General features: G+C 62.0%; 26 protein-coding genes. 6 read left to right on the top strand and 20 right to left on the bottom strand.

The genetic code is table 11. The features are described 5' to 3' along the window. The first annotated feature begins 113 nt into the window (after positions 1 to 113). The gene (locus FX984_RS21120) at positions 114 to 1,076 is read left to right on the top strand and encodes a zinc-binding dehydrogenase (RefSeq protein WP_027607112.1); all 963 of its coding nucleotides are present in this window, start codon (positions 114 to 116) and stop codon (positions 1,074 to 1,076) included. 96 nt (positions 1,077 to 1,172) lie between these two features. Here the strand turns inward: FX984_RS21120 and FX984_RS21115 are convergent, their stop codons facing one another. The 6 genes from FX984_RS21115 to FX984_RS21090 all read right to left on the bottom strand — a co-directional run bounded on the left by FX984_RS21115 (position 1,173) and on the right by FX984_RS21090 (position 6,544). After that, the gene (locus FX984_RS21115; protein WP_027607113.1) at positions 1,173 to 1,826 is read right to left on the bottom strand and encodes an HAD family hydrolase; all 654 of its coding nucleotides are present in this window, start codon (positions 1,824 to 1,826) and stop codon (positions 1,173 to 1,175) included. 30 nt (positions 1,827 to 1,856) lie between these two features. After that, on the bottom strand, positions 1,857 to 2,846 hold the full coding sequence (locus tag FX984_RS21110; RefSeq protein WP_092490276.1) for an ABC transporter ATP-binding protein: 990 nt from the start codon (positions 2,844 to 2,846) through the stop codon (positions 1,857 to 1,859). Then, positions 2,843 to 3,643 carry an ABC transporter permease gene (locus FX984_RS21105; protein ID WP_027607115.1) on the bottom strand — a complete coding sequence of 267 codons (801 nt, stop codon included), beginning with the start codon at positions 3,641 to 3,643 and terminating at the stop codon, positions 2,843 to 2,845. The genes FX984_RS21110 and FX984_RS21105 overlap by 4 nt, the downstream gene beginning before the upstream one ends. Next, positions 3,630 to 4,475 (bottom strand): ABC transporter permease, encoded by an 846-nt coding sequence (locus FX984_RS21100; protein ID WP_146478035.1) that lies wholly within the window; start codon positions 4,473 to 4,475, stop codon positions 3,630 to 3,632. Before FX984_RS21100 ends, FX984_RS21105 begins: the two co-directional genes overlap by 14 nt. After that, positions 4,472 to 5,278, bottom strand: coding sequence for an alkaline phosphatase family protein (locus tag FX984_RS21095; RefSeq protein ID WP_146478033.1), 807 nt, complete (start codon positions 5,276 to 5,278; stop codon positions 4,472 to 4,474). The genes FX984_RS21100 and FX984_RS21095 overlap by 4 nt, the downstream gene beginning before the upstream one ends. A 189-nt stretch (positions 5,279 to 5,467) precedes the next feature. Further along, the gene (locus tag FX984_RS21090; RefSeq protein ID WP_131699191.1) at positions 5,468 to 6,544 is read right to left on the bottom strand and encodes an ABC transporter substrate-binding protein; all 1,077 of its coding nucleotides are present in this window, start codon (positions 6,542 to 6,544) and stop codon (positions 5,468 to 5,470) included. Between the two features lie 347 nt (positions 6,545 to 6,891). Between FX984_RS21090 and FX984_RS21085 the strand changes: the two genes are divergently transcribed. Beyond that, a complete protein-coding gene (locus FX984_RS21085) occupies positions 6,892 to 7,605 on the top strand; it encodes a UTRA domain-containing protein (protein WP_027607119.1) in 714 nt (237 codons plus the stop codon). A 19-nt stretch (positions 7,606 to 7,624) separates the two neighbouring features. Here FX984_RS21085 and FX984_RS21080 read toward each other — a convergent pair whose 3' ends face one another. The 10 genes from FX984_RS21080 to soxR all read right to left on the bottom strand — a co-directional run bounded on the left by FX984_RS21080 (position 7,625) and on the right by soxR (position 14,950). Next, positions 7,625 to 8,545 carry a metal ABC transporter solute-binding protein, Zn/Mn family gene (locus tag FX984_RS21080; RefSeq protein WP_092358573.1) on the bottom strand — a complete coding sequence of 307 codons (921 nt, stop codon included), beginning with the start codon at positions 8,543 to 8,545 and terminating at the stop codon, positions 7,625 to 7,627. Next, positions 8,545 to 9,444 (bottom strand): metal ABC transporter permease, encoded by a 900-nt coding sequence (locus FX984_RS21075; protein ID WP_027607121.1) that lies wholly within the window; start codon positions 9,442 to 9,444, stop codon positions 8,545 to 8,547. The genes FX984_RS21080 and FX984_RS21075 overlap by 1 nt, the downstream gene beginning before the upstream one ends. Continuing rightward, positions 9,441 to 10,187: a metal ABC transporter ATP-binding protein gene (locus FX984_RS21070; protein ID WP_027607122.1), complete on the bottom strand. Its 747-nt coding sequence runs from the start codon at positions 10,185 to 10,187 to the stop codon at positions 9,441 to 9,443. The genes FX984_RS21075 and FX984_RS21070 overlap by 4 nt, the downstream gene beginning before the upstream one ends. Next, a complete protein-coding gene (locus FX984_RS21065) occupies positions 10,184 to 11,104 on the bottom strand; it encodes a metal ABC transporter substrate-binding protein (protein ID WP_146478031.1) in 921 nt (306 codons plus the stop codon). The genes FX984_RS21070 and FX984_RS21065 overlap by 4 nt, the downstream gene beginning before the upstream one ends. A 19-nt stretch (positions 11,105 to 11,123) precedes the next feature. Further along, on the bottom strand, positions 11,124 to 11,684 hold the full coding sequence (locus FX984_RS21060) for a DUF6162 family protein (RefSeq protein WP_092358577.1): 561 nt from the start codon (positions 11,682 to 11,684) through the stop codon (positions 11,124 to 11,126). Further along, positions 11,681 to 12,004 (bottom strand): hypothetical protein, encoded by a 324-nt coding sequence (locus tag FX984_RS21055; protein WP_027607125.1) that lies wholly within the window; start codon positions 12,002 to 12,004, stop codon positions 11,681 to 11,683. Before FX984_RS21055 ends, FX984_RS21060 begins: the two co-directional genes overlap by 4 nt. After that, positions 12,001 to 12,540: a hypothetical protein gene (locus FX984_RS21050; protein ID WP_027607126.1), complete on the bottom strand. Its 540-nt coding sequence runs from the start codon at positions 12,538 to 12,540 to the stop codon at positions 12,001 to 12,003. Before FX984_RS21050 ends, FX984_RS21055 begins: the two co-directional genes overlap by 4 nt. Continuing rightward, positions 12,537 to 13,739 (bottom strand): PepSY-associated TM helix domain-containing protein, encoded by a 1,203-nt coding sequence (locus FX984_RS21045; protein WP_027607127.1) that lies wholly within the window; start codon positions 13,737 to 13,739, stop codon positions 12,537 to 12,539. The genes FX984_RS21050 and FX984_RS21045 overlap by 4 nt, the downstream gene beginning before the upstream one ends. A gap of 220 nt (positions 13,740 to 13,959) precedes the next feature. Beyond that, positions 13,960 to 14,418 (bottom strand): VOC family protein, encoded by a 459-nt coding sequence (locus FX984_RS21040; RefSeq protein ID WP_141157193.1) that lies wholly within the window; start codon positions 14,416 to 14,418, stop codon positions 13,960 to 13,962. Between the two features lie 91 nt (positions 14,419 to 14,509). Then, positions 14,510 to 14,950: a redox-sensitive transcriptional activator SoxR gene (soxR, locus tag FX984_RS21035; RefSeq protein WP_027607129.1), complete on the bottom strand. Its 441-nt coding sequence runs from the start codon at positions 14,948 to 14,950 to the stop codon at positions 14,510 to 14,512. 99 nt (positions 14,951 to 15,049) lie between these two features. Here soxR and FX984_RS21030 point away from each other — a divergent pair, with 99 nt between their 5' ends. Continuing rightward, positions 15,050 to 15,415 (top strand): antibiotic biosynthesis monooxygenase, encoded by a 366-nt coding sequence (locus tag FX984_RS21030; protein WP_027607130.1) that lies wholly within the window; start codon positions 15,050 to 15,052, stop codon positions 15,413 to 15,415. Here the strand turns inward: FX984_RS21030 and FX984_RS21025 are convergent. Genes FX984_RS21025 through msuE form a run of 4 tightly spaced genes read right to left on the bottom strand, consistent with a single transcriptional unit; the run spans position 15,404 to position 19,475 of the window. Next, positions 15,404 to 16,507, bottom strand: a complete 1,104-nt coding sequence (locus tag FX984_RS21025; RefSeq protein WP_092358583.1) for a sigma-54 interaction domain-containing protein — start codon at positions 16,505 to 16,507, stop codon at positions 15,404 to 15,406. The genes FX984_RS21030 and FX984_RS21025 overlap by 12 nt on opposite strands. Before the next feature lie 12 nt (positions 16,508 to 16,519). Next, a complete protein-coding gene (locus tag FX984_RS21020; RefSeq protein WP_065924542.1) occupies positions 16,520 to 17,707 on the bottom strand; it encodes an acyl-CoA dehydrogenase family protein in 1,188 nt (395 codons plus the stop codon). Between the two features lie 55 nt (positions 17,708 to 17,762). After that, complete coding sequence (gene ssuD / locus FX984_RS21015; RefSeq protein WP_027607133.1) at positions 17,763 to 18,902, bottom strand: FMNH2-dependent alkanesulfonate monooxygenase; 1,140 nt, start codon at positions 18,900 to 18,902, stop codon at positions 17,763 to 17,765. Positions 18,903 to 18,911: 9 nt separating this feature from the next. Continuing rightward, a complete protein-coding gene (gene msuE, locus FX984_RS21010; protein WP_027607134.1) occupies positions 18,912 to 19,475 on the bottom strand; it encodes an FMN reductase in 564 nt (187 codons plus the stop codon). Between the two features lie 399 nt (positions 19,476 to 19,874). Between msuE and FX984_RS21005 the strand changes: the two genes are divergently transcribed. From FX984_RS21005 to FX984_RS20995, 3 genes are all read left to right on the top strand, one after another. Then, complete coding sequence (locus tag FX984_RS21005; RefSeq protein WP_027607135.1) at positions 19,875 to 20,144, top strand: hypothetical protein; 270 nt, start codon at positions 19,875 to 19,877, stop codon at positions 20,142 to 20,144. 234 nt (positions 20,145 to 20,378) lie between these two features. Further along, positions 20,379 to 21,539 (top strand): cysteine desulfurase family protein, encoded by a 1,161-nt coding sequence (locus tag FX984_RS21000; protein ID WP_027607136.1) that lies wholly within the window; start codon positions 20,379 to 20,381, stop codon positions 21,537 to 21,539. 39 nt (positions 21,540 to 21,578) lie between these two features. Next, the gene (locus tag FX984_RS20995; protein WP_146478029.1) at positions 21,579 to 23,387 is read left to right on the top strand and encodes an aminopeptidase P family protein; all 1,809 of its coding nucleotides are present in this window, start codon (positions 21,579 to 21,581) and stop codon (positions 23,385 to 23,387) included. Positions 23,388 to 23,475 lie beyond the last annotated feature (88 nt).

Genomic DNA, 23,475 nt, shown 5'->3' with positions numbered 1-23,475 from the left:
TAACGCATATTAGGCCGTCTTTGAAGTTGCCGGTTCCATAGGGGCCGGTCGCATAATGCAAAAAGCCCGGCGCTACTGCTACGGGCTCAGTCCAGACTCACTATGGAGGCACTGTGAAAGCATTGCAAGGCGTTGAAGGTCATGTGGCGTGGTTGGACGAACCCAGTCCTACATGTGATGTAGGCCAAGTTCGCATTCGCGTGGCGGCTGCGGGCCTTAATCGCGCCGATTTATTGCAGCGTGCAGGGCTCTATCCGCCACCGCCTGGCGCCAGTGCTGTGCTGGGCCTGGAGTGTTCCGGGGTGATCAGCGAAGTGGGCCCGGGTTCGTCCTGGCAGGTGGGCGATCGCGTCTGTGCACTGCTGGCCGGTGGCGGCATGGCCGAAGAAGTGGTGGTGGATGCACGTCATGTGCTGCCGGTACCGGAAGGTCTGTCGCTGGTCGAAGCGGCGGCGCTGCCGGAGGTGTACAGCACCGCGTGGCTCAATCTGTTCCAACTGGCGGGCCTCAAGCCCGGTGAGAAAGTGTTGCTGCACGCCGGCGCCAGTGGCGTGGGCTCGGCGGCCATCCAGCTGTGCAAGGCATTTGGCAGCCCGTGCTGGGTCAGCGTCGGCTCGGCGCAGCGCCTGGCCTACTGTGAAGACCTGGGCGCCCAGGGCGGCGTAGTACGCACTGACGGTATCGAAGGGCTGCGGGATTTCGGGCCATTCGATGTGATCCTCGATCCGGTCGGCGGCAACTACGCCGCGCTGGACCTCAAGCTGCTGGCGCTGGACGGTCGCTGGGTGTTGATCGGCTTGATGGGCGGCCGCGAGGCGCAACTGGACCTGGCCCAGGTGCTGGCTAAGCGTGTGCAACTGCTGGGTTCGACCCTGCGCAGCCGTGACGATCAGTTCAAGGCCGACCTGTTCAGCGAGCTGAGCCAGCATGTATGGCCGTTGTTTGCCGAAGGTCGCCTGAGCCCGCAATTGGCCAGGACGTTCCCGATCAAGGATGCCGAGGCGGCGTTTGCCGAGTTGGCGACTAACCAGATTGCCGGGAAGCTGGTGTTGGTGATTGACGAAAGCCTGACCTGATCCCGGATTGGAATAGGGTCGATGTGGGAGGGGCGGTGCGACGCTTCGACTTACCCCTCCCACCTTTGATTGGATTTCAAGTCGGGATAGGCGGTGTCAGACCCAGTGGTGGATTGGCCAGCCGGATTTTTCGGCGTGGGCGCGCAATACCGGGTCGGGGTTCACCACCTGCGGGTGCTCCACCTTCAGCAACAACGGCAAGTCATTGCGCGAATCCGAATAGAAATACGCGCCGTCCAGCGATTCACCTTCCTGTTCCAGCCATTCCAGCAAGCGTGTGATCTTGCCTTCGCGGTAGGTCAGTACACCGACGGTACGGCCGCTGTACACGCCATGACTCACTTCCAGCTCAATCCCCAGCACCTCATCAATGCCGATACGCGCCGCGATCGGTTTCACCAGGTGAGTCCCCGAGGCGGAGATCACCAGGATCCGGTCGCCGTTGGCGCGGTGGCGGGCGATGGTCCTGGTGGCGTCGCTGTAGATCAGCGGTTCAATCACATCCTCGACCCATGGCTCCACCAAATGCTCGATTTCCTCCGGGGTGCGGCCGATCATCGGTTCCAGGCTGAAGTCCATGAAGTCTTCCATGGCCAGCTCGCCGCGGCTGTAGGCGTCCATCAGCTCGTTGTTCCTGCCCATGAACGACGCCGGGTCGACCCAGCCCAGGCGGCCCATCTGTTCGCTCCAGAGGGTGGCGCAGTCGCCATGGATCAGGGTGTCGTCCAAATCAAAAATTACCAATGCCATCCGTTACGCTCTCTCAAGATTCACTGCTGCTCAGGCTACTTCACACAGCGCACTGGGGTCGATGGAAAGTGCCAGGCGCTGGCCGTCCGGGTGCAGATCGTCCGCCGAGCGGTTGAGCACGTCCACCACCAATTCCACGCCACGGGCTTCGATACGGTAGCGGATCACGTTGCCCAGCAGGCTGTGGCTGCGCACCAGCGCGTCGAGTTCGCCGTTGCGGCTCAGTTCGATGGCCTCCGGGCGAATCGCGATGCGCCCGCTGATCGGGCGTTGCAGCAGTTGGCTGGCCTTGTCGGCGTCCAGCAGGTTGTAGTTGCCGATGAAACCGGCAGCGAATACATCCACCGGTGCGGTGTAGAGGGTCTCGGCATCGCCGCTTTGCACGATCTTGCCCTGGTTCATCAGGAAGATCCGGTCCGACATGGTCAGGGCTTCTTCCTGGTCATGGGTTACGAAAATCGTGGTCAACCCCAGTTCGCGCTGGATCTGGCGAATCTGTTCGCGCAGGTGCTTGCGAATCCGTGCATCCAGCGCCGACAGCGGCTCATCCAGCAGCAACAGGCGCGGGCGGGTGACCAGGGAGCGGGCCAGGGCTACACGTTGGCACTGGCCGCCGGACATCTGGTGCGGGTAGCGGCCGGCCAGGTCCTTGAGTTCCACCAGTTGCAGCACTTCCTGCACGCGCTTGTGGCTGTCATCGGCGTTGACCTTTTGCATGCGCAGGCCGAAGGCGACGTTCTGTTCCACGGTCATGTTGGGGAACAGCGCATAGCTCTGGAACACCATGCCGATGTTGCGTTTCTGTGGGCTCAGCGGAACGATGTCCTGGCCGTCCAGCAGGATTTTCCCACTGTCCACCGCGGTCAGGCCGGCGATGCAGCGCAGCAGGGTGGACTTGCCGCAACCGGATGGGCCGAGCAGGGTGACGAACTCACCCTTGGCGATTTCGCAGTTGATATCACTGAACACCGGGGTGCCGGCGTAGCCTTTTTGCAGGTGTTGGACGCTGACGAAGCTCATTGGCTTTTGTCCTTGTTCAAGATATTGGCGGCCCAGGTCAGCACCAGCACAAAGAAGAAATAGGAAATCACGACGGCGCTGGTGAAGTGGCCGCTGCTGTTGCGCATGTTGTTCAGGTACACCTGCAGGGTTTCGTAGCGGGTGCCCACGAGGATATTGGCGAACACGAACTCACCGAACAGGAACGAGAACGACAGCAGCAGCGCCACCATCAGGCCTTTGCGCAGGTTGGGCAGCACCACGAAGATCGCGGCCTGCCAGGTGCTGGCGCCAAGCAGTTGCGAGGCGTCCATCAAGTCGCGCAGGTTGATGGCTTGCAGGTTGTTGGTGATCGCCCGGTACATGAACGGCAGCGCCACGGTGAAATAGCAGCCGATCAGGATCCACGGCGTGCCCACCATCGCCAACGGCCCGGAGCCGTACAGTTGCAGCAGGCCCACCGACGACACCACCGGCGGTACCGCGAAGGGCAGCAGGATCAGGATGTTCATCAAGGCGTCGAGCCTGGGAAAGTGGTAATGCACCACGAACAACAGCGGCAGAATCAACACCACCGACAGGATCAACGCACCCACGCACACCAGCAAGGATTGCCCGAAGGCCATCAGGAAGCGTGGGTCGCTCCACAGCTGCACATACCACTTCACCGTGAAGCCCGCCGGCAGAATGGTTGCTGACCAACTGCTGGCAATGGAGTAGACGAAGGTGCCAATCAGCGGCAGCACCAGGATCGCGAACAACAGGTACACCACCACGCGGTGGTAGAGGGAGGCCGGGCCGGCTTCAGCGCGAGACATGGTAGCTCCTCTTGAGCAGCAGTTGATGGACCACGGTGACCACGGTCATCAGCGCCACCAGCACCACGGCCAGGGCGCTGGCCATGTTTGGATCGAGGGACACATCCCCCGACACCAGGCCGGCGATACGAATCGGCAGCACGTTGAAGTTCCCGGTGGTCAGGGCGTAGACCGTCGCGTAGGCACCCAGGGCATTGGCCAGCAGGATCACGAACGTGCCCAGCAGCGCCGGCGTGAGCACCGGCAGCCCGATGTGCCGCCAGAACTGCCAGCCATTGGCGCCCAGTAACGCAGCGGACTCGCGCCAGTCTTCGCGCAGGGCGTCAAAGGCCGGGTAGAGCAGCAGCACGCCGAGGGGGATCTGGAAGTAGGTGTAGAGGATGATCAGGCCGGTCTTGGAGTACAGGTTGAAGTCCTGAATGATCCCGGCTTGCTTGAGCATGATGGTGATGCTGCCGTTGAACCCCAGCAGGATGATGAACGCGAAGGCCAGGGGCACGCCGGCAAAGTTGCTGGTCATGTTGGCGAAGGCGGTGACGAAGTTGCGCAGCGGCGAATCCACCCGGCGCAGGGAGTAACTGCCCAGCGTGGCAATGATGATGCCGAAGATGCTCGAGTAGAAGCTGATCTCCAGGCTGAACTGGATGGCCTGCAGGTAGAACTTCGAACTGAAGATGCGCGTGAAGTTGTCCAGCCCCCAGCCGGTGTCTTCGGTCTGCAGGCTATTGATCAGCACCCACACCAGCGGGGCGATTTCGAACACGATAAAGAACAGTGCGAAAGGCACCAGGCACAGGAGGGCCAGCCATTTGCCGCGGGATATTGAAGTCACTTCAGTAACTCCCGGCACACAGGTTTGTCGTGGGGTACGCCCAGCAGTTCGCAGACCGTGCCGCACAGCTCGGTCTGTTTCGGTGCGGCGTGGGTGTCCAGGCTGAAGGCATCGCCGAGCACGAACAGCGGCACTTCCCGTTCTTCCGGCAGCAGGCCGTTGTGGGAGCGGTCGTTGTTCATGCCGTGGTCGGCGGTCACCAGCACCTGGTAACCGGCATCGAGCCAGGCTTGCAGGTAGTCGGCCAGGATGATGTCGGCCGAGCGTGCGCTGTTGCGGTACTGCGGCGTGTCGAGGCCGTGCTTGTGGCCGGCGTCGTCGATGTTCATCGGGTGCACCACCATGAAGTCCGGCGCGTGCTTGAGCCGCAGGCTTTCGGCGTCGGCAAACAGGTGGGAATCCGGGTAGTGGTCATTCCAGTAGAAATGCCCGTGCTGGATCGCCAGTGCCTTGTCGTCGGTATGGCGATCACGGGCGGCGAGAAAGGGCGTGCGGTTATACAACTCGCTGACCCAATGGTAAGCCGCCGCCGCCGTGGTGAGGCCGGCGTCGGTGGCGTAATGGAAAATGCTGCGTTGGTTGGACAGGCGCGAGACATTGTTGTGGACGATACCGCTGTGGATCGGTGGCACGCCGGTGAGGATGCATTCGTACAGCGGGCGGGACAGGGCGGGCAGTTCACATTCCAGCTTGTAGAGGGCTGCGCGTCCTGCGCCGACATAGGCCTGCAAGTGCCCCATGGAGTGCCTTGCAACCTCGAAGTTCAGGCCGTCGAGCACGACAAGGATGACGGGGTGTTTCATGGGGGGCGACGCTCCGCAATGATTGACTTGGCTCAATTCCTCTGGAGGAACGGGGTCAAAAATGTGGGAGGGGGCTTGCCCCCGATAGCGGTGTGTCATTCAACGAATTTGTTAGCTGATCCACCGTCATCGGGGGCAAGCCCCCTCCCACATTGGATCTCCACTGGAGCTCCAATGTGGGATAAACCCTTACTTCATCTCTACGATGACCTGCTCGTTCCACAGTTGCGGCAGCTTCTTGGAAGTCGCTTCCCAGGCATCGGCATCCTTGATCGGCTGCGGGTTGGCCTTGGTGTACTGCTCGCCCGGGATCAGGTTCTTGGCGATGTCGGCCGGCAGCTTCAGGTCGGTTTCGGCACGGATCGGACGTGCGTTGCCACGGGCCAGGTTGAGTTGGCCGGCGTCGCTGAAGATGTATTCGCGGGTCAGCTTGGCGGCGTTCGGGTGCTTGGCGTATTTGTTGATGATGGTGGTGTAGCCGGATTTCACCGAGCCGTCCGATGGGATCAGCACCACGTAGTCATCCGGGTTGGCCATCTTGGCTTTGTAGCTCAGGCCGTTGAAGTCCCAGACGATCCCCACTTCGACTTCACCTTTTTCCATGGTGGCGATGGTCGGGTTGGACAGGCCGAGGCGACCTTGCTGGGCGATCTTGGTGAAGAATTGCAGGCCGGGGGCGATGTTCTTTTCATCGCCTTTATTGGCGATAGCAGCGGCGAGTACGGCGTTGGAGGCCTGGGCCGCAGTGCTCACGTCACCCACCGAAACTTTGTATTTGCCGGTTTGCAGGTCAGCCCAACTGGTAGGGACTTCGGAACCGTGCAGCAGCTTCTTGTTGACGATAAACGCGATGGTGCCGGTGTAGGCCAGGGCCCAGTGACCGTCCTTGTCTTTTGCCCAATCCGGCACCGAAGCCCAGGTCGACGGTTTATACGGCTGGGTGACTTCCTGCTTCACCGCGATCGGGCCGAAGGCGGCGCCTACGTCGCCGATGTCGGCGCTGGCGTTGTCTTTTTCGGCCTTGAACTTGGCGATTTCCTGGGCCGAACTCATGTCGGTGTCGATGTGCTTGAGGCCGTAGGTCTTGGCCAGGTCTTCCCAGGTGCCTTTCCAGTTGGCCCAGTCATCGGGCATGCCGACGCTGTTGACGGCACCTTCCGCTTTCGCGGCGGCTTCCAAGGTTTTTAGATCGGTATCAGCGGCCATGGCGGCGGTGCACATGGCAATGGTCGAGCCTAACAGTGATGCCAGGAAAAGCTGTTTCATCCGAAGCTCCTTTGGGCGTTTTCAACGCGGCGGTGTTTTCTACGGTGTTGTTGGTCTAGGTCAGAGCAATACCTGAGCCAATCTAGACGCGATGGATGACAGTTTCATGTCGATGTCGTTTTCATAGCCTTGATGTCGCTCGGCGCAGACTTAGCGTAGACCATGCTCAAGTGCCCGCAGAGACTGGACTTGGCCGATGTATTGCAGGGTGTGGTGCAGGGACGCGGCAGGGACTGTCATCTGTCGGTCATCAGGAGTGCCTAGGCTGGCAAGCAGTCGTGCAAGCCCATTTATGCAGCGGTTTGTGCACCTGAACAGTGCTGGTCTAGTCCAGATAGGTAACGTTGATGCGTGATGAGGCAATCAAGGCGGTGACATCCATCGGCCTGGCGCTGCAAGAGCAGATCGACCACGGCCTGTTGGCGCCTGCAAGCAAGCTGCCCGCCGAGCGCAAGCTCAGCGAGTTGTTTGGTACCACTCGAATTACGGTGCGGGAAGCCTTGTTACAACTGGAGGCCCAAGGGCAGATTTATCGCGAGGAGCGTCGTGGCTGGTTTGTCTCGCCGCCTCGGCTGGCCTACAACCTGATGCAGCGCAGCCACTTTCACGCGATGGTCAACGACCAGGGGCGGGTGGCATCCACCGAAGTGATCAGTGCGCGGCTGCAGCCGGCCTCGGCCGCGGTGTGTGCGTGGTTGCAGCTGCCGGCGTTGTCCAGCGTGATCCAGATCTGCCGGGGGCGGCGGATTGACGGGCGGCTGGTGTTGTATGTGGAGCACTACCTGAACCCGCAGTATTTCCCGGGGATTCTCGAGTGCGACCTGAATCAGTCGATGACCGAGTTGTATGCGCGCAAGTACGACTTGCACTACGGGCGGGTGCGCTTCGAGATCGTGCCGACCTCATTGCCGGTGGAAGCGGCGGCGGCATTGCGCGTGTCGGTGGGCAGCCCGGGCTTGCGGATCGCCCGGGTCAATTATGACCAGCACCAGCGCTTGATCGACTGCGACCTGGAATTCTGGCGGCATGATGCGATTCATGTCGGCGTGGATGTGGTTTAACCCACCAAGGCTCTGTCACTCAGCTATCCGGCGTGAGTGCCTTGATCACCTGGTCCACATTGCTCTCCAGCTCCGATACCGGGTCCGCGCCGTCTACGTTCAATACCAGCAGCGTTGAACCGCCTGCCGTGATGGCGGCTTTCACTGCATCACTTGGCTGGCGATGATGCAGCACCACGGCCACGTCGTTGTCCTTCAGCTCGGCACTGAGCTTCTGTAACGCCTCAGGTGTCCAATCGGCGTCGGGCCGGGCATCGGTACTGAGCAGTTCCAGATTCAAACTGCTGATCAGATAGGCAAAGTGATCGCTCAAACTGACCACACTCAGGTTGTCCGCCTTGGCCAGTCGCGCCTCGCTGTCGGCGCTGAGCTTGAGCAGGCGTTGCTTGAGGGCGGCCAGGTTGGCGTCGATCTTCGCCTTGGCGCCCGGTGCCAGGCGGCTCAGGTCGGCGGCCAGGACATCGGCCATGCGCCCCAGGTTGTTGCTCGATTGCCACGGCTGGCTGTTCAAGCCATCGGCGACGCCAGGTTGCACGGCGATGCCCGGCAGGCCGCCATCCACCGGGCGTGCCGCATCGATTTCGACGATGCGGATATTGCTGCGCCGTGCCACGGGGTAGAGCGGGTCATCGGCCCACAGCGAGCGCACGCCAATGGCGGCGTCGGCGTCCTGGGCCAGGGTGTTCAGTGCCGGCGCGCCACGGCCGGTGAAGTACGACACCTGCCGCGAGCCCGGCAGGTTGGCCGGCGCCGCGCGCTCGAGCTGCACATCGGTGCCCTTGAGCAGCACCTGCGCCAGGCCATAGGTGATCGGCAGCGAGGCCAGGACTTTCACCGGTTTGGCCGCGTGAGCAGCAGGTTTGCCCACGTCGGCCGCCATCAGCGGCGTGGTGATCAGGCAAGCGATGGCCAGGGCCAGAGGTTGAAGAACGGAGCGCATTATCCAAGGTTCCCTTTAAGGCTGGGCACGGTGCCCCGCGCGACGGCGGCAAGGGCGAAAGCGATACCGGCCATCAGGATGATCGCGGCACCGGAGGGGATGGGCAGGTCGAAGATGATCGGCAACAGGATCCCGCACAGGGTGCTGACGGTGGCGATCACCACCGAGATCCAGAAGAAGCCTTTGAGCGATTGGCTCAGCAAGCGTGCCGCCGCCGCCGGAATCACCAGCAGCGCGCCCACCAGGATGGCGCCGATGACCTTGACTGCCGCCACGGTGATCAGCGTCACCAGGATCACGAACAGGTAGTCCAGGGTCTTCACCGCCACACCACGCACTGCCGCCAATTGCGGGTTGAAGCTGGCGAGCATGATGCGGTTGTACAGCGGCAGCGCCAGGGCCATCACCAGGGCGCCGACAATCGCCAGTACCAGCAGGTCGTTGCCGTTGACCGTGAGCACCGAACCGAACAGCACGTTTTCGAGGATGTGCACGTTGATCTTGCCCGCCAGGATCAGCAGCAGGCTGGCGCCCAATGCCAGGGACACCGACAGGAACACGCCGATCAAGGTATCCGGCGCCAGGCCCGTACGGTTGCGCAGGTAGTTGAGCAGGATGCCGAACAACAGGCAGTAACCGAACAGGCTGCCATAGGGCCCGGTGTAGGGCTCACCCAGCAGGATGCCCACGGCCACGCCGGTCAGTGCGGCATGGCCGACCGCTTCGGAGAAAAACGCAAAGCGCTTGACCACCACCAGCGTGCCCAGCCCGCCCAGTACCGGGCCGATCAGCAGACCGGCGAGCAGGGCGTTGACCACAAAACCATAGGCCAGTGCCTCCGGCAGGTAACCGGATGAGGCCCAGCCCTGGACCATCAGGCGAAACGCTTCATAACTCATGGCGCCGGGCTCCGAGGGTGGGTAGAGAACAGGGTCAGCAGGCGCTCCGGGGTCAGCGCCTCTTTCGGCGTGGCGTCGAACAGCAGGCGGCGGTTCAGGCCGGTGACGCGGTCGGCCAGGCGGCCCACGGCTTCCAGGTCGTGCTCGATCCACAGCACGGTGATCCCGGCCAGGCGCCAGTCATTGAGCAGGCGTTCGAACACCTGGATACCCGCTTCATCGAGGGCCGACATCGGTTCATCCAGTACCAGCAACTGCGGCGCCGGGATCAGTCCCTGGGCCAACAACACCCGCTGGCGCTCACCGCCGGACAGCGCGCCCATGCGCCGCTTGCGCTTGTCCTGCATGCCGACCCGTTCCAGCGCCTCGCCAATCGCGGCGGCGTAATGTTTGGACAAACCCAGGAACGCCGGGCGCCGTTGGCACATGGCGGCCATGAAATCGTCGACCGTCATCGGCAGGCCCCGGTCGAACTCCAGCGCCTGGGGCACATAACCGATGGTGCCGGGCGTGCCCGGCCACTGCAGGCTCAGTTGCCCCTGGTGCGGTGTTTGCCCCAGCAGGGTCTTGATCAGCGAGCTTTTTCCGCCGCCATTCGGCCCCACCAGCGCATGGATGCTGCCCGGCTGCACCTGGAAGCTCACGCCGTCGAGGATGACGGTGCGGCCCAGGGTGAGGGACACCTGGTCGAAGTCGAGGGTCGGGCCGACGCTCGCGACCTTAAGTTGCTGCGCTGCGGTCATGCCCCCGACTCCTGAATCGCCCGTACCACGGTGTTGAGGTTGCCGGTCATTTCCACTTCGTATTTTTCAGCGCTGTATTCGCCGTAGGAAATATGCGACAGCGGGTACAGCTTGACCCCGGATTCACGCTGGATGGTGTCGACGTAAGTGGACGGGAAATCCATCTCCGAGAAGATCACCGTGACGTCCAGGGCGCGCAGTTCGTCGATGGTCTTCTTCAGCTGGCTGGGGCTCGGCTCGATCCCGTGGGCCGGCTCGACCACGGCCGTGACTTCCAGGCCGAACTCGCGCAGCAGGTAATCGTAGGCCGCGTGCACGGTGGCGACACGCAGGTCCGGGTTGAGGGCGCCGGTCAACTTGGCCAGGGCATCGGCACGCATCTGCCGCAGGCGTTTGCCGTAGGCGCGGGCGTTCTGGGTGTAGGTCTTGGCGTTGTCCGGGTCGAGCTTGCCCAGTTCGCGGGCGATGTTGTTGACCTGGGCAATCGACGCACTGATCGACAGGAAGGTGTGCGGGTTGACCACCTTGCCGGCACCGCGCGCGGCGTTGCCGGTGGCCGCCAGCAGCGGCACGTTGGCGTTGGCTTCGATCACCGGGATGTCCGGGCGCTCGCTGGTGGCGATCATGCGGTCGGCGAAATCGTCATGGCCGACGCCGTTGAGCACGATCACATCCAGGGTGCCGATGCGCTTGATGTCTTCGGCACGTGGCTCGTAGGCGTGGGGATTGAAGCCGGCCGGGATCAGCGGCACGACGTCGGCCTTGTCGCCGACGATATTGGCCACGTAGCTGTAATAAGGGTGCAGGGTGATGCCGATACGCAGGCGTTTGGCCGCTTCGGCATTCGCGAGGGGAGCGAGTATCAGGCTGAACAGGCCAACCAGAAACACGCGCAACAAGGGCGATGAAATAGACATGGGCAATCGGTCTTCTCGTTCAGTGACGGTGCTGGCGGGTGACGCCGGCATCGAATTGCGCGACCACCTGCTGCCAGCCGGCTGCGATCAGCGCCTGGTCAGTGAGGTCGGAGGGGGCGGCCAGGTGTGTGCTGCGGTTGAGCCAGATATCCGGCTCGCTGCCCTGTACGCGCATCAGCAGTGAACCGCTGGTGGTCGGGGTCTGGCTCAGTCCCAAGTAGGCCGAATTCGCCAACAACTGCCAGCGATGGTCGCCGCGGCTGACCGAACTGGCGTCCTGGGCAAACGGCGCGAAGCCTTCTTCGGCCAGTTGCTCGGGGGTGGGCAGGGCGCTTTGCTCCTGCTGCAGCAAGTGGATTTCATCCAGCGTGACCCGCAGGTCGGCGTAGATGCCTTGTTCGGCGGCGCTCAGGTCGCGACGGGCATCCAGTTGATGGCGGGGCAGCGCCGCGACTGCTTGGGTTTCACCGTGCAGCGCCACCACGGTTCCCGCCACCGCGAGGATGATCAGGCACAGCAGCAGGACGTAGAGGGTTTCGTGGCCGGCACCGGCGGGGCGAACAACCTGTGTCGTACTCATTGAGGCTGGATATCCGCTTGGTCGATTTCCACCACGTGACCGGGGCCTGCATCAAACAGCACGTAGAACTCGGCGGACGGCTTCTTGAAGGTCAGGGTGGAGTCCTGGCCGAGCTTGCCGGGCACCAGGATGGTTTCGTCATAGCCGATCACATCCAGTGTCACGCCGGGGGCACCGCTGCCGTCGGAGAAACCGCCTTTGCACTGGATCTGCTCGCCGGGGATTTCCTTGCATTCGCACATCGGGTTGTGGGCAAGGACGGTGGTACTGAAAGCGGCGCACAGCAACAGCGCGGCGCGGGACAGGCGCTTGAACGTCATGGTTTGACTCCTTGCTTGTTCAGCCAGGCAATGGTGGCAGGCGAGGCCTGGCTCAGCGGGATGGAACCCTGGTGCATAGTGCCGTCCCAGCCTTCCATGGTGACCCACAGTTCGGCATCGACGGGGGTACGTTCCGGCACGGGCAGGCCGGCACCCATGCGGTACGGGGTGCCGAAGAAGATCACCCCGGCGGCGCGCAGGCTGCGCGGCTTGCCGATGCGCAGGTAGGTGGCCTTGACCTGGTCGGCGCAGGTGGCGCAGAGGGCGGCGTTGAAGAACTTCATCGGGCCGGCCGGGTCGGGGCGTGGGCCTTCGTTGCGGAATTCGGCCAGCGTGAGGCTCCAGGGTCCGACCTGTACGTCGCCGGCCACCCGCTCGCCGATGCCGGTGTCGCCGCGAAACAGCGCGGCATCGGCGAAGTACTTGGGCATGAAACCCAGCGGTACCAGCAACAGCAGGACATTGATGTGGAAACGCCATTTCAGCCAGAAGGCCCGCAACGGTGAAGGCGGGGTAGCGTTGGCGGACTTGCTCATGGGTTGGCCTCCGAGGTTTCAGCCTGCATGGCCGGAGTGGGTGCCGGCGCACGTTGTGTCTTGGCTTCGCGCTTGAGAGCGTTGAGGGTGGCCAGGGCCGTGCGCTTGGTCCAGATCAACAGGCCGCTCAAGACCATCATGCTCAGCACCAGGCCGAAGAACGCCCAGATCAGCTTGATCCAGAGGCCACCGAAGTCGCCGGTGTGCAGGGGGCGCATGGACTCGGTGACGAACTCCAGCTTGGTGCGGTCGGACAGCAGGTGCGACGAGGCGATTTCACCGTCATACGGGTTGATCTGAGCGGTCTGGAACATCAGCGGGTACCAGCCCCGCCCGCCGATTTGCAGGTGGCTGTAGGCATTGAGCGGCAGGCTCACGAAACTCGCCTCCAGCCCCGGGATACGTTGGGTGGCGATCGCGATCGCCTCATCCACCGGAATCATCGGCGCAGGCACGCCGGGGGCTGAGGTTGGGACTTTTTCGCGGGCGATCACCGGGACGATGGGCTCGCTGGAGATGGAGATCTGGTTGTCACCCAGGATTGCCTGGATCAGGAACCAAGTGCCAGTGATGGAAATCACCGCAATAAACCAGATCGACCAGATACCGCTCAGGCGGTGGAAGTCGCCCCAGAAAATCCGCGCACCGTGGCGGATACGCAGGGTCGGCTTGAAAAAGCCTTTCCAGAAGCGCTTGTACACCACCAGGCCGGTGACCAGTGAGGCCAGCAACGGCAAGCCGAGCAGCGACACCAGGTACCAGCCCCAGCTGAAGCCATTGGTAAACGGCACCAGCCACCAGCCGTGCAGGGCGCGGGTGAACTGACGGAAGTTGAACGACGGGCTGATGCCTTGGATCGCCCCGGTGTACGGATTGACGTAGACCTCTACCGAGCGCCCGTCCGGGTAGCTGAGGTCGACACTCAGGGCAAAGTGCGATTCATCCGGACGACTGAGAGACTGCACGATGACCTGGGGTTCGGCCCGCTTGATGGCGCTGATCACCTGGTCGTAGCTCAGCGGCTCGGCATCATCCGACGGCTTGCTCGCACGGATGTCCGGATTGGCCAGCCACACGATTTCCTGGCTGACCACCGCCAGGGTGCCGGTGACGCAGACAATCAGTACAAAGAACCAGATGGGCAAGGCCAGCCAGCTATGGACGAGAAACCAGAGTTTTGAGCGTGACTTCTTCGACATGTGAAAGAGGGTCTTGATCAGGAGAGGGCGAGGGAGGCCCGGAAAAGGCCAGTCGTAGCTTTTGCTGACGCGACAGGCTGTATCTAAGTTAAGACGGATGAGAATGAGAAATCCCCAAGGTGGATATGAAAGAAAATGTTTCAGGTTCATATCCAGCGGGTTTTTACGGCGTGGGGGTATTCATGAAGTGGGGTAGGAGCCGGCGAACCGGCCCCGATGCTCAGCCTTGCTTGAACATTTCCATGGCGCGCTGACGGATCTGTTCTTCGCTGAGGTCTTCCTTGCGGGTGGCGAGGTACCAAAGGTGACCGTATGGATCCTTCACGCTGCCCGAACGGTCGCCATAGAATCGGTCCTCCGGTTCGGACACCACGCTGGCGCCCGCTGCGACGGCTTGTTTGAACTGTGCGTCTACGTCGTTCACGTACAGATGCAAGGCGACACTGGTGCTTTCAGCCGGATTGCTCAGGGACATCTGATCGCAGGGCGTGCCCAGCATGATCGCCGAGTCACCAATGCGCAGCTCGGCATGGCCGACCCTGCCATCGGGCATGTCCAGGCGCATGATTTGGGTGGCGCCGAAGGCCTTTTTGTAAAACTCGATAGCCTCTGAGGCTTTGTCGATGCCCATATAGGGCGTGACACTGTGATAACCCTCGGGAATGGGTTTAACGCTCATTTCGTTCTCCTTGATTGTGGTTGTGGAGGCGCGGCCTCTTCACTATAGGCCATGCCCATCAAGGGCTCCGAGGGCCCCGACAAGGGGGCGTTCAGCCGGGCTCCAGCAATTGCGCCCCCGGCCCGCGCCCACCGAGCTGGTCATCCGGGTTGCGCAACGGGCACGCGTCCAGCGACAAGCATCCACACCCAATACAACCGGTGAGTTTGTCCCGCAGCAGCATCAGCTTATGGATGCGCTCGTCGAGGTCTTCCCGCCACAGCGCGGACAACCGCTCCCAATCCTGAGCGTTGGGCGTGCGCCCTTCCGGCAACGTCTGCAACGCCTCGCCAATCGTTGCCAGTGGAATTCCCAGGCGTTGGGCGATCTTGATCACCACCACCCGGCGCAGTACATCCCGTGGATAGCGTCGTTGATTGCCGGCATTGCGATGACTCTTGATCAGCCCCTTGGTTTCGTAGAAGTGCAGGGCCGTAACAGCTACACCGCTACGGGCTGCCAGTTGGCCGACGGTGAGCTCTTTGGTAACCATGAATACTCCAATTAAGCGCTTGACCTTGACTTAACTAGAGGTTTTACCCTGCGTGGTATCGAATCACAAGATTCTGCCTACAGAGAAAGGAGAGTGTTCATGCCGGTATCAGAGAAGAATCGCAGTTTCACTCAACTGATCGAGTTTCACATCGAGCCCCAGCAACAAGTGGCGCTGGTGGCGGCCTTGTCCACCCAAAGTGAACGCCTGGCACAGGGCCATGGCGGCTTTATCAATGCGAGCGTGCAGGTCAGCGAAGACGGGCGGCGGGTGCTCAATTACCTGCAATGGCGCTCCCGCGAGGACGGCGAAGCGGCGTTCCAATGCTTTGAGCACGGCGAGGAAGATTTCTGGACGCTGATTCGCGCCCATCAGGCCACGGCCGTGACCTTTGGTTCGTTCCAGGTACTGCGCAGTTTCGAACGCAGCCATGACAACGCGTTGCACTGTCGCCTAAATGGATAGGTGCAGCATGCGCTCGCCCTGCACGTTTTCTCCAGGGCGACGCTTGTTCACCGCCAACTCGCCGATCTTGATCAGGCGCGTGCGCGTGACGTTGCGGCTCAGGCCCAGCAAGTTGGCGGTGTGCACCTGGTTGTAATGGCTGAAGCGGTAGGCGGCGCGCAATAGCGCGTCTTCAACCTTTTCGTGCAGGGCACCGGCCTGTTCTTCGAAGAGCTTTTGAAACGCGCGCTCCAGCAAGGCTTCGGCGCTGTTGTCGGTGCCGTGCTGGCTGTCGTCCTGGCGCTCGATGCGCATGTTCGACAGGCGCAGGTCGTCGCGTTCGATCACGCCGTTACGGCAGATCAGCAGGGTGTGGTGAATCACGTTTTCCAATTCGCGGATGTTGCCCGGCCAGCTGTAGCTCTTCAGCTTGTGTTCGGCCTCGCGGCTGATGGTGATCGGGCCGTAGCCCAGGCGCTGGCTGTAGGCTTCGATAAAATGCCGGGTCAGCGGCAGGATATCGCCGGGGCGCTCGCGCAGCGGGCTGAGCTCGAGGCTGACGACGTCGAGGCGGTAGTAGAGGTCTTCGCGGAAATGTCCGGCGTTGATGGCCTTTTCCAGTTGCACGTTGGTCGCAGCCAGTACCCGCACATCGATCGGAATGCTCTTGCGCGAGCCCAGGCGCACCACTTCGCGCTCCTGTAGGACGCGCAGCAGCTTGACCTGGATGGGCATCGGCAAATCGCCGATTTCATCGAGGAACAAGGTGCCACCATCGGCCTCTTCGAACCAGCCGGCCTTGGCGCTGAGGGCGCCGGTAAACGCGCCTTTTTCATGGCCGAACAACTCGGCTTCCACCAGGGATTCGGAGAACGCCCCGCAGTTCACCGCCACGAACGGCCGGTTGCGCCGCGCGCTGAGGTTGTGGATGTGGCGCGCCACCAGCTCTTTACCGGTGCCGGTCTCGCCGATGATCAGCACGCTGGCTTCGCTGGGTGCCACTTGCTGGATGTGGTCGAGCAGCGCCTTGGATTTCGGGTCTTCGAAGACCTGGGCCGTGGCGCGGATCGACGTCGCGAGGGCGGGCGAGGGCGGTAAGGTTAGAAGCTGCATGGGCACCTCTTTTTATGAGTAGAACGTCGGAATCGGCAGGGATTGGTTCAACGCCCAGTCCCCCAGTTCGTGGAGCTTGTAATCCACCGGGTCGTGCAGGGTTTGCGTGCGCAGGTTGCGCCAATGACGATCCAGGCGCAGGGATGCGTGGGTGGAGCGCGCGCCGGTGACTTCAAACAGGCGGCTGCACAGGTCCAGGCCTTGGCGGGTGGCGGCGACCTTGGCGGTCGCAATGGCAATCGCCAGTTGACCGCGTTCGTTTTCGCTGAGGTTGGGGCCTTTTGCCCATGCCTGGTCGAGCAGCTCGGCAGCGCGTTCCACCAACAGGCGCACACCCTCCAGGGCCACCCAGAATTCGCCGTAGTGATGCAGTACGTAAGGGTCCTGGCGCACGTCTTCGGTTGAGGACTTGTGCCAGGAACGGGTCTCGGTGAGCGTGTAGTTGCGCGCTTCTTCGAAGGCACCTTCGGCGATGCCGAGGAACATATGGGTGAAGGTCAACTGGGCGATCAGCGGGCGCAGGCAGGCAAAAGGCGTGCTCAGCGGGCCCGGGTCGAGCAGCAATTCCGACTCCTCGACGCGCACCCGTTCGAAGCTGGCGCTGCCGCTGTCGGTCTGGCGCTGGCCGATATTGTTCCAGTCGTTGTGCAGGGTGATGCCACTGCGCCCGCTGGGGATGGCGGCGATCAGCAGCTTGCCGCCGGCGCTTTCATCCACCGCCGAGGCAATCAGCATTTCCGAGTCGCTGGCGCCGGAGCAGAAGCTCTTCTTGCCGGAGAACTCGCGCCAGCCGCCGAAGTCCTTGACCACGGTGCGTGTGTCCAATGGGTTGAGGGCGTTGCCCCAGAACCAGTTTTTGCGCGCGGTCTGTTCGAACCAGGGTTGCCATTGGTCCGGCCGCGAGAACAGGCGCACGGTGGCCAGCATCAGGTGGTGGAAGCCGAAGACGTGGGCAATGGAGCTGTCGACCTTGGCGAACTCGCGCACGATGGCCAGGGTGTCACTCCAGCGGGCGCCGAGGCCGCCATATTGGGTGGGAATGCTCAGGGCCAGCAGGCCGCTTTGGCGCAGGGCGTCACGTTCGGTCTTGGGGGTGCCACCGCGCTCGTCGCGTTCGACGGCGGTGAGGGCGAATTCGGCGGCCAGCAGTCTGGCGGTCTGCAACGGTGATGGCAGGACGCTGTGGGGTTTGGCTGTCACGGGGTTTCCTCTTTATAAGCGGGAACGACCAATGCCGCTCCCGCCGCTGCGCCGATCAGGCCTTGGCTGGCAGAACATCGTTGGCAATCATTTCGCCGAACGGGCCAGTGAGGTTGGTGATGCCGCGTCCGGCCAGGCTGGCATAGGGTTCCGGCAGCAGCGGGAACACCAGCTCGGCAAAGCGATAGGCTTCTTCCAGGTGCGGGTAGCCGGAGAAGATGAAGCTTTCGATGCCCAGGTCGGCGTATTCCTTGATGCGTTCGGCCACTTGCCGGGGGTTGCCCACCAGCGCGGTACCGGCACCGCCGCGTACCAGGCCGACACCGGCCCATAGGTTGGGGGCGATTTCCAGGTTGTCGCGGCGCCCGTCATGCAGGGCGGCCATGCGGCGCTGGCCTTCGGAGTCGAAGCGCGAGAAGGATTTTTGTGCGGCGGCAATGGTTTCGTCGCTGATGTGCTCGATCAGCTTGTCGGCGGCTTTCCACGCGTCCTCTTCGGTCTCGCGCACGATCACGTGCAGACGAATGCCGAACTTCACCGTACGCCCGTGGCGGGCAGCGCGTTCACGCACATCCGCGAGTTTTTCGGCGACGGCGGCGGGCGGTTCGCCCCAGGTCAGGTACACATCCACCTGTTCGGCGGCGAGGTCGTGGGCGGCATCCGAGGAACCGCCGAAATACAACGGTGGATAAGGCTTTTGCACCGGTGGGTAAAGCGCCTTGGCGTTCTGTACGCGCAGGTGTTTGCCTTCGAAGTCCACTGATTCGCCCTGCAATACGCGGCGCCAAATTTGCAGGAATTCGTCGGAGACTTCGTAGCGTTCGCTGTGGTCGAGGAAGCTGCCGTCGCCGCGGTTCTCGTCGGGATCACCGCCGGTGACCACATTGATCAGCAAGCGACCGTTGGACAGGCGATCCAGGGTCGCCGCCATGCGCGCAGAAACGGTCGGCGAGATGATGCCCGGGCGAATCGCCACCAGGTAACGCAGGCGCTCGGTCAGCGGCACCAGTGCCGAGGCGATGACCCAGGAGTCTTCGCACGAGCGGCCGGTAGGAATCAACACGCCGTGGTAACCCAGGCTGTCAGCCGCCTGCGCGACTTGCTTCAGATAATTGAGGGTGACCGGCCGTGCACCTTGGGTGGTGCCCAGGTAATGACCGTCGCCATGTGTTGGCAGAAACCAGAAAACATCCATGACCAATCCTTAAGCGATTTTCAGCAGAGAGGGGGAGTGCGCTGCAAACAACGGCGCTGCGCGTTCTGCCGCAAGGCGTATACGGCCCTTCAAGGGCTCACTGGTTATTTGGTAATCGGTGAAGTCGGCCTCGGTGGCGTACACCCCGATCGGCAGGGTCAGGGCCTGGAAGAAGCTGAACAGCGGCCGCAGTTGGTGATCGAGAACCAGCGCGTGGCGCTCGCTGCCGCCGGTGGCTGCGAGTAATACCGGTGTGTCGATCAGGGCGTTGAGGCCAACCAGGTCAAACAGATGCTTGAGCAGGCCAGGGTAGGAACCGCGATAGACCGGTGCGGCGACGATCAGCAGGTCGGCCTGTTCGATGGCCACCAGTTGGGCTTCAACCTCGGCGGGCAACTCATCCCGTGACAGCGCACCACCGAGTGGCCGGGCAATGTCGCCCAGCTCGATCAGGGTGGTCTGGATCGGCAGCAAGGTCGCCAATTCAGCCAGTACGGCTTGGGTCAGCACGAGGGTCCGGGACGGGCGCCAGGTTCCGCCGGAGAGGGCAACGACATTCAGGGGACGGGTCATGAACAGTTCCTTTATCAACAGTGGTTCATAGCAGGTGGAGTGCAACCTGTTGAGCAAGAGCTGTACCAACGGGGGCAGGCCTTGATTGGCGTGGGTTGCAGGTTCACTGCTGAAAAATGCTGCTGTTGTCTGACTGGTGATTTGTTGAATGGCTGTTGCCTGGCAAACAGTTGCGTGGCGAACAGTGCAGTTGCGGTGCAAGTCCTTTATAGAACGTTGCATTTATTCCGTAAATGAACGTATTTCCATATTTATAGATCATAAGGAAATATAAGGGGGTGGCTATCGAGGGGGCGTTGGCGGTTGATAGCGACTATCACGGACGGTGATTTTTCCCTCTGTGAGGTCGGGAGTAGCCTGTGTTCATTGACTCGAAACCTTCTTTCCAGGGCTACCTCCATGAACCGATTTCTTGCTGTTTGCTTAGTGATTGTCAGCGCCGTACTCGCCGGGTGTGCGAACCATCCATCGCCGGAATTGCGTCCCTACACGGCCGAAGAGAGCAAGCAACTGGCCCTGGAAGCGCTGAGCCGTCGTGGCTTGTCGTTTGATGAATATCAACAGCAGCGCGCCGCACTGACCGGCCAGCCACAGAAGCCGTTCGGATTTGATCGCCAGGGCGAAATGAACGCCGAGCGCAACGTGGTTTTGCATGGTCGTCCCAGTTGAATTGGCACTGCGCAGCAAAAAGCCCGAGGCTTCCCTTGAAGGAACCTCGGGCTTTTTGTTTGCCATGGCACGACTTCAGCCTGTTAAGCTGAATTTCAGGAGCGTTCCTACGCACATTTACTTAAAGTTGTCCTTCTTTAATGGCATTCGATCCGGTAAACCTGACGACCTCTGTTCCGGCCGATGCCCCTGAGACGCTGCTCTCGGGAACCTGCTCTGCGAGTCTTGACTGTCATGAATAAACGTCCGCTGTATTTCGACTACGCCGCTACCACCCCGGTGGACGAACGCGTCATCCAGGTGATGGTCGAGTGTCTGGGCTTCAATGCCAATTTCGGTAACCCCGCGTCCAGTTCCCATGCGTTCGGCCAGGCGGCCCGGCAAACGGTTGAACAGGCGCGTCGCCAGGTGGCCGAACTGGTCGGCGCAGAGCCTGAACAGATCGTCTGGACCTCCGGCGCTACTGAGTCCAATAACCTCGCGATCAAGGGCGTTGCCCAGGCGCGTGGCGTGGCGGGCGGGCATATCATCACCAGCCAGATTGAACACAAGGCCACGCTGGACACCGCGCGACAGCTTCAGGAAGCCGGTGTGGCCGTGACTTACCTGGTGCCGGACGCCGACGGATTGATCAGCGCCGAGGCCGTCAGCGAAGCATTGCGTGAAGATACCTTTCTGGTATCGCTGATGCTGGTGAATAACGAACTGGGCACCCTCAATGACATCCCCGCCATCGGCGCACGTGTGCGTGAGCATGGCGCGTTGTTGCATGTCGACGCGGCGCAGGGCGCGGGCAAGGTGGCGATCGACCTGGCGCAGTGGCCGGTGGATTTGATGTCGTTTTCCGCGCACAAGCTGTATGGCCCCAAGGGGATTGGCGCGCTGTATGTCGGCCCTCGGGCGCAACAGAAAGTGTCGGCACAGATTCATGGTGGCGGCCACGAGGGGGGCTTGCGCTCCGGTACCCTGGCTACCCATCAGATTGCGGGCATGGGCGCGGCGTTCGCTCTGGCGGCGGCGTCTTTTGCGCAGGAGAAGGCTGTCATTATGACCTTGCGTCAGCGCCTGCTGGAGCAGTTGGATACGCTCGGTGGCGTGCGCCTCAATGGCAGCCCTGCGCAGCGCATTCCTCACACCCTCAGCCTTACGTTCAGCGAAGGTGAATTCGACGCTGCTGCGTTGAGCGCGGGCATCGCCTTTTCGGCGACCTCGGCATGCAACTCCGCCAGCAACGCGCCTTCCCACGTGCTGCTTGCGTTGGGCCTTGACGCACGTTCTGCCGGCCGCACCATACGTTTGAGCCTGGGCCGGTTTACCACCGAGCAGGACATCGACCAGGCCGTGCAATTGATCAAGGCCGCACTGGCCAGTGCACCGGCGTTCTGGGCCGTCTGATTTTCACATAACAATTATTAGTGGTTAGCAGGAGACACAATGAGTACGCAGCCCTTGACCCATGGAACGGTTCCCCAGCGCCTGGCGCACACCCGCGAACTGATGCGCCGCGAGGGCATTCACGCCCTGCTGGTGCCGTCGGCTGATCCGCATTTGTCCGAATACCTGCCGGGTTACTGGCAGGGGCGCCAATGGTTGTCGGGGTTCCATGGTTCGGTAGGCACGCTGATTGTCACTGCGGATTTCGCCGGTGTCTGGGCCGACAGCCGTTACTGGGAACAGGCGACCAAGGAGCTCAAGGGCAGTGGCATTGAATTGGTCAAGCTGCAACCGGGCCAACCCGGGCCGCTGGAGTGGCTGGCTGAGCAGACGCCGGAAGGCGGTGTGGTGGCGGTGGACGGTGCGGTGATGGCTGTCGCGTCGTCGCGCACCTTGGGCGCGAGGCTGGCAGAGCGCGGCGCGCGCCTGCGGACTGATATCGACGTACTCGATGTGGTTTGGAAAGACCGTCCGAGCCTGCCGAGCCAGCCGATCTATCAGCATCTGCCACCGCAAGCGACCGTGAGCCGTGGCGATAAACTTGCTGCGCTGCGCGCCAGTTTGAAGGAGAAGGGCGCCGACTGGCACTTCATCGCCACCCTGGATGACATCGCCTGGCTGTTCAACCTGCGTGGCGGCGATGTTTCGTTTAATCCGGTGTTTGTGTCGTTTGCGTTGATCAATCAACAACAGGCCACGTTGTTTGTGGCGCTGAGTAAAGTCGACGCGGACCTGCGCGCGGTGCTTGCGCAGGATGGTGTGACGTTGCGCGACTACAGCGACGTGGCGGATGCACTGCATGCGGTGCCATCGGGCGCCAGCATGCAGGTTGACCCGGCCCGCGTTACTGCCGGTCTGCTGGAAAAACTGAATGCCGGCGTCAAGCTGATCGAAGGGCTGAACCCGACCACGCTGGCCAAATCCCGCAAAAGCCTGGCGGACGCGGAGCACATCCGCCGCGCCATGGAACAGGACGGCGCGGCGCTGTGCGAATTCTTCGCCTGGCTGGACAGTGCACTCGGACGTGAACGCATCACTGAATTGACCATCGATGAACACCTGACGGCTGCGCGCACCCGTCGCCCCGATTATGTGTCGCTGAGTTTCAATACCATCGCAGCGTTCAATGCCAATGGGGCCATGCCGCATTACCACGCCACCGAAGAAGAGCATGCGGTGATCGAAGGCGATGGCTTGCTGCTGATCGACTCGGGTGGCCAGTATTTGGGTGGCACCACGGATATCACGCGGATGGTGCCTATCGGTACGCCGAGCGACGAACAGAAACGTGACTGCACCCGTGTGCTGAAGGGCGTGATTGCACTGTCACGTGCGCATTTCCCCAAGGGGATTTTGTCGCCGCTGCTGGATTCCATTGCCCGCGCGCCGATCTGGGCTGAAGGCGTGGACTACGGCCACGGTACCGGGCACGGCGTAGGTTATTTCCTCAATGTGCATGAAGGCCCACAAGTGATTGCCTACCAGGCCGCCACTGCGCCGCAAACCGCGATGCAGCCAGGGATGATCACCTCCATCGAGCCGGGCACCTACCGCCCTGGACGTTGGGGCGTGCGTATCGAGAACCTGGTATTGAACCGCGAGGCAGGCAAGACCGAGTTTGGTGAGTTTCTCTCGTTTGAAACCCTGACCTTGTGCCCGATCGACACCCGTTGCCTGGAGCCGTCGCTGCTCACCGCGGATGAGCGCGAATGGTTCAATGCGTACCACGCCGAGGTGCGTGAACGCCTGAGCCCGCTGCTCAGCGGTGCTGCGTTGGCGTGGTTGCAGGTGCGTACGACGGCTATTTGACCGGGTGCAAAAATCAGGAGCTGCAATAATTCAGTTGCAGCGCCGCGAAGGGACGGCGTTATATCAGGCATGTGTATGAGCAGTCGCT

Source organism: Pseudomonas marginalis (assembly GCF_008692035.1).
Taxonomy (GTDB): Bacteria; Pseudomonadota; Gammaproteobacteria; order Pseudomonadales; family Pseudomonadaceae; genus Aquipseudomonas; species Aquipseudomonas marginalis.
The sequence above is the reverse complement of the archived record's forward strand: the minus strand, read 5'-3'. Positions and strand labels throughout refer to the sequence as shown.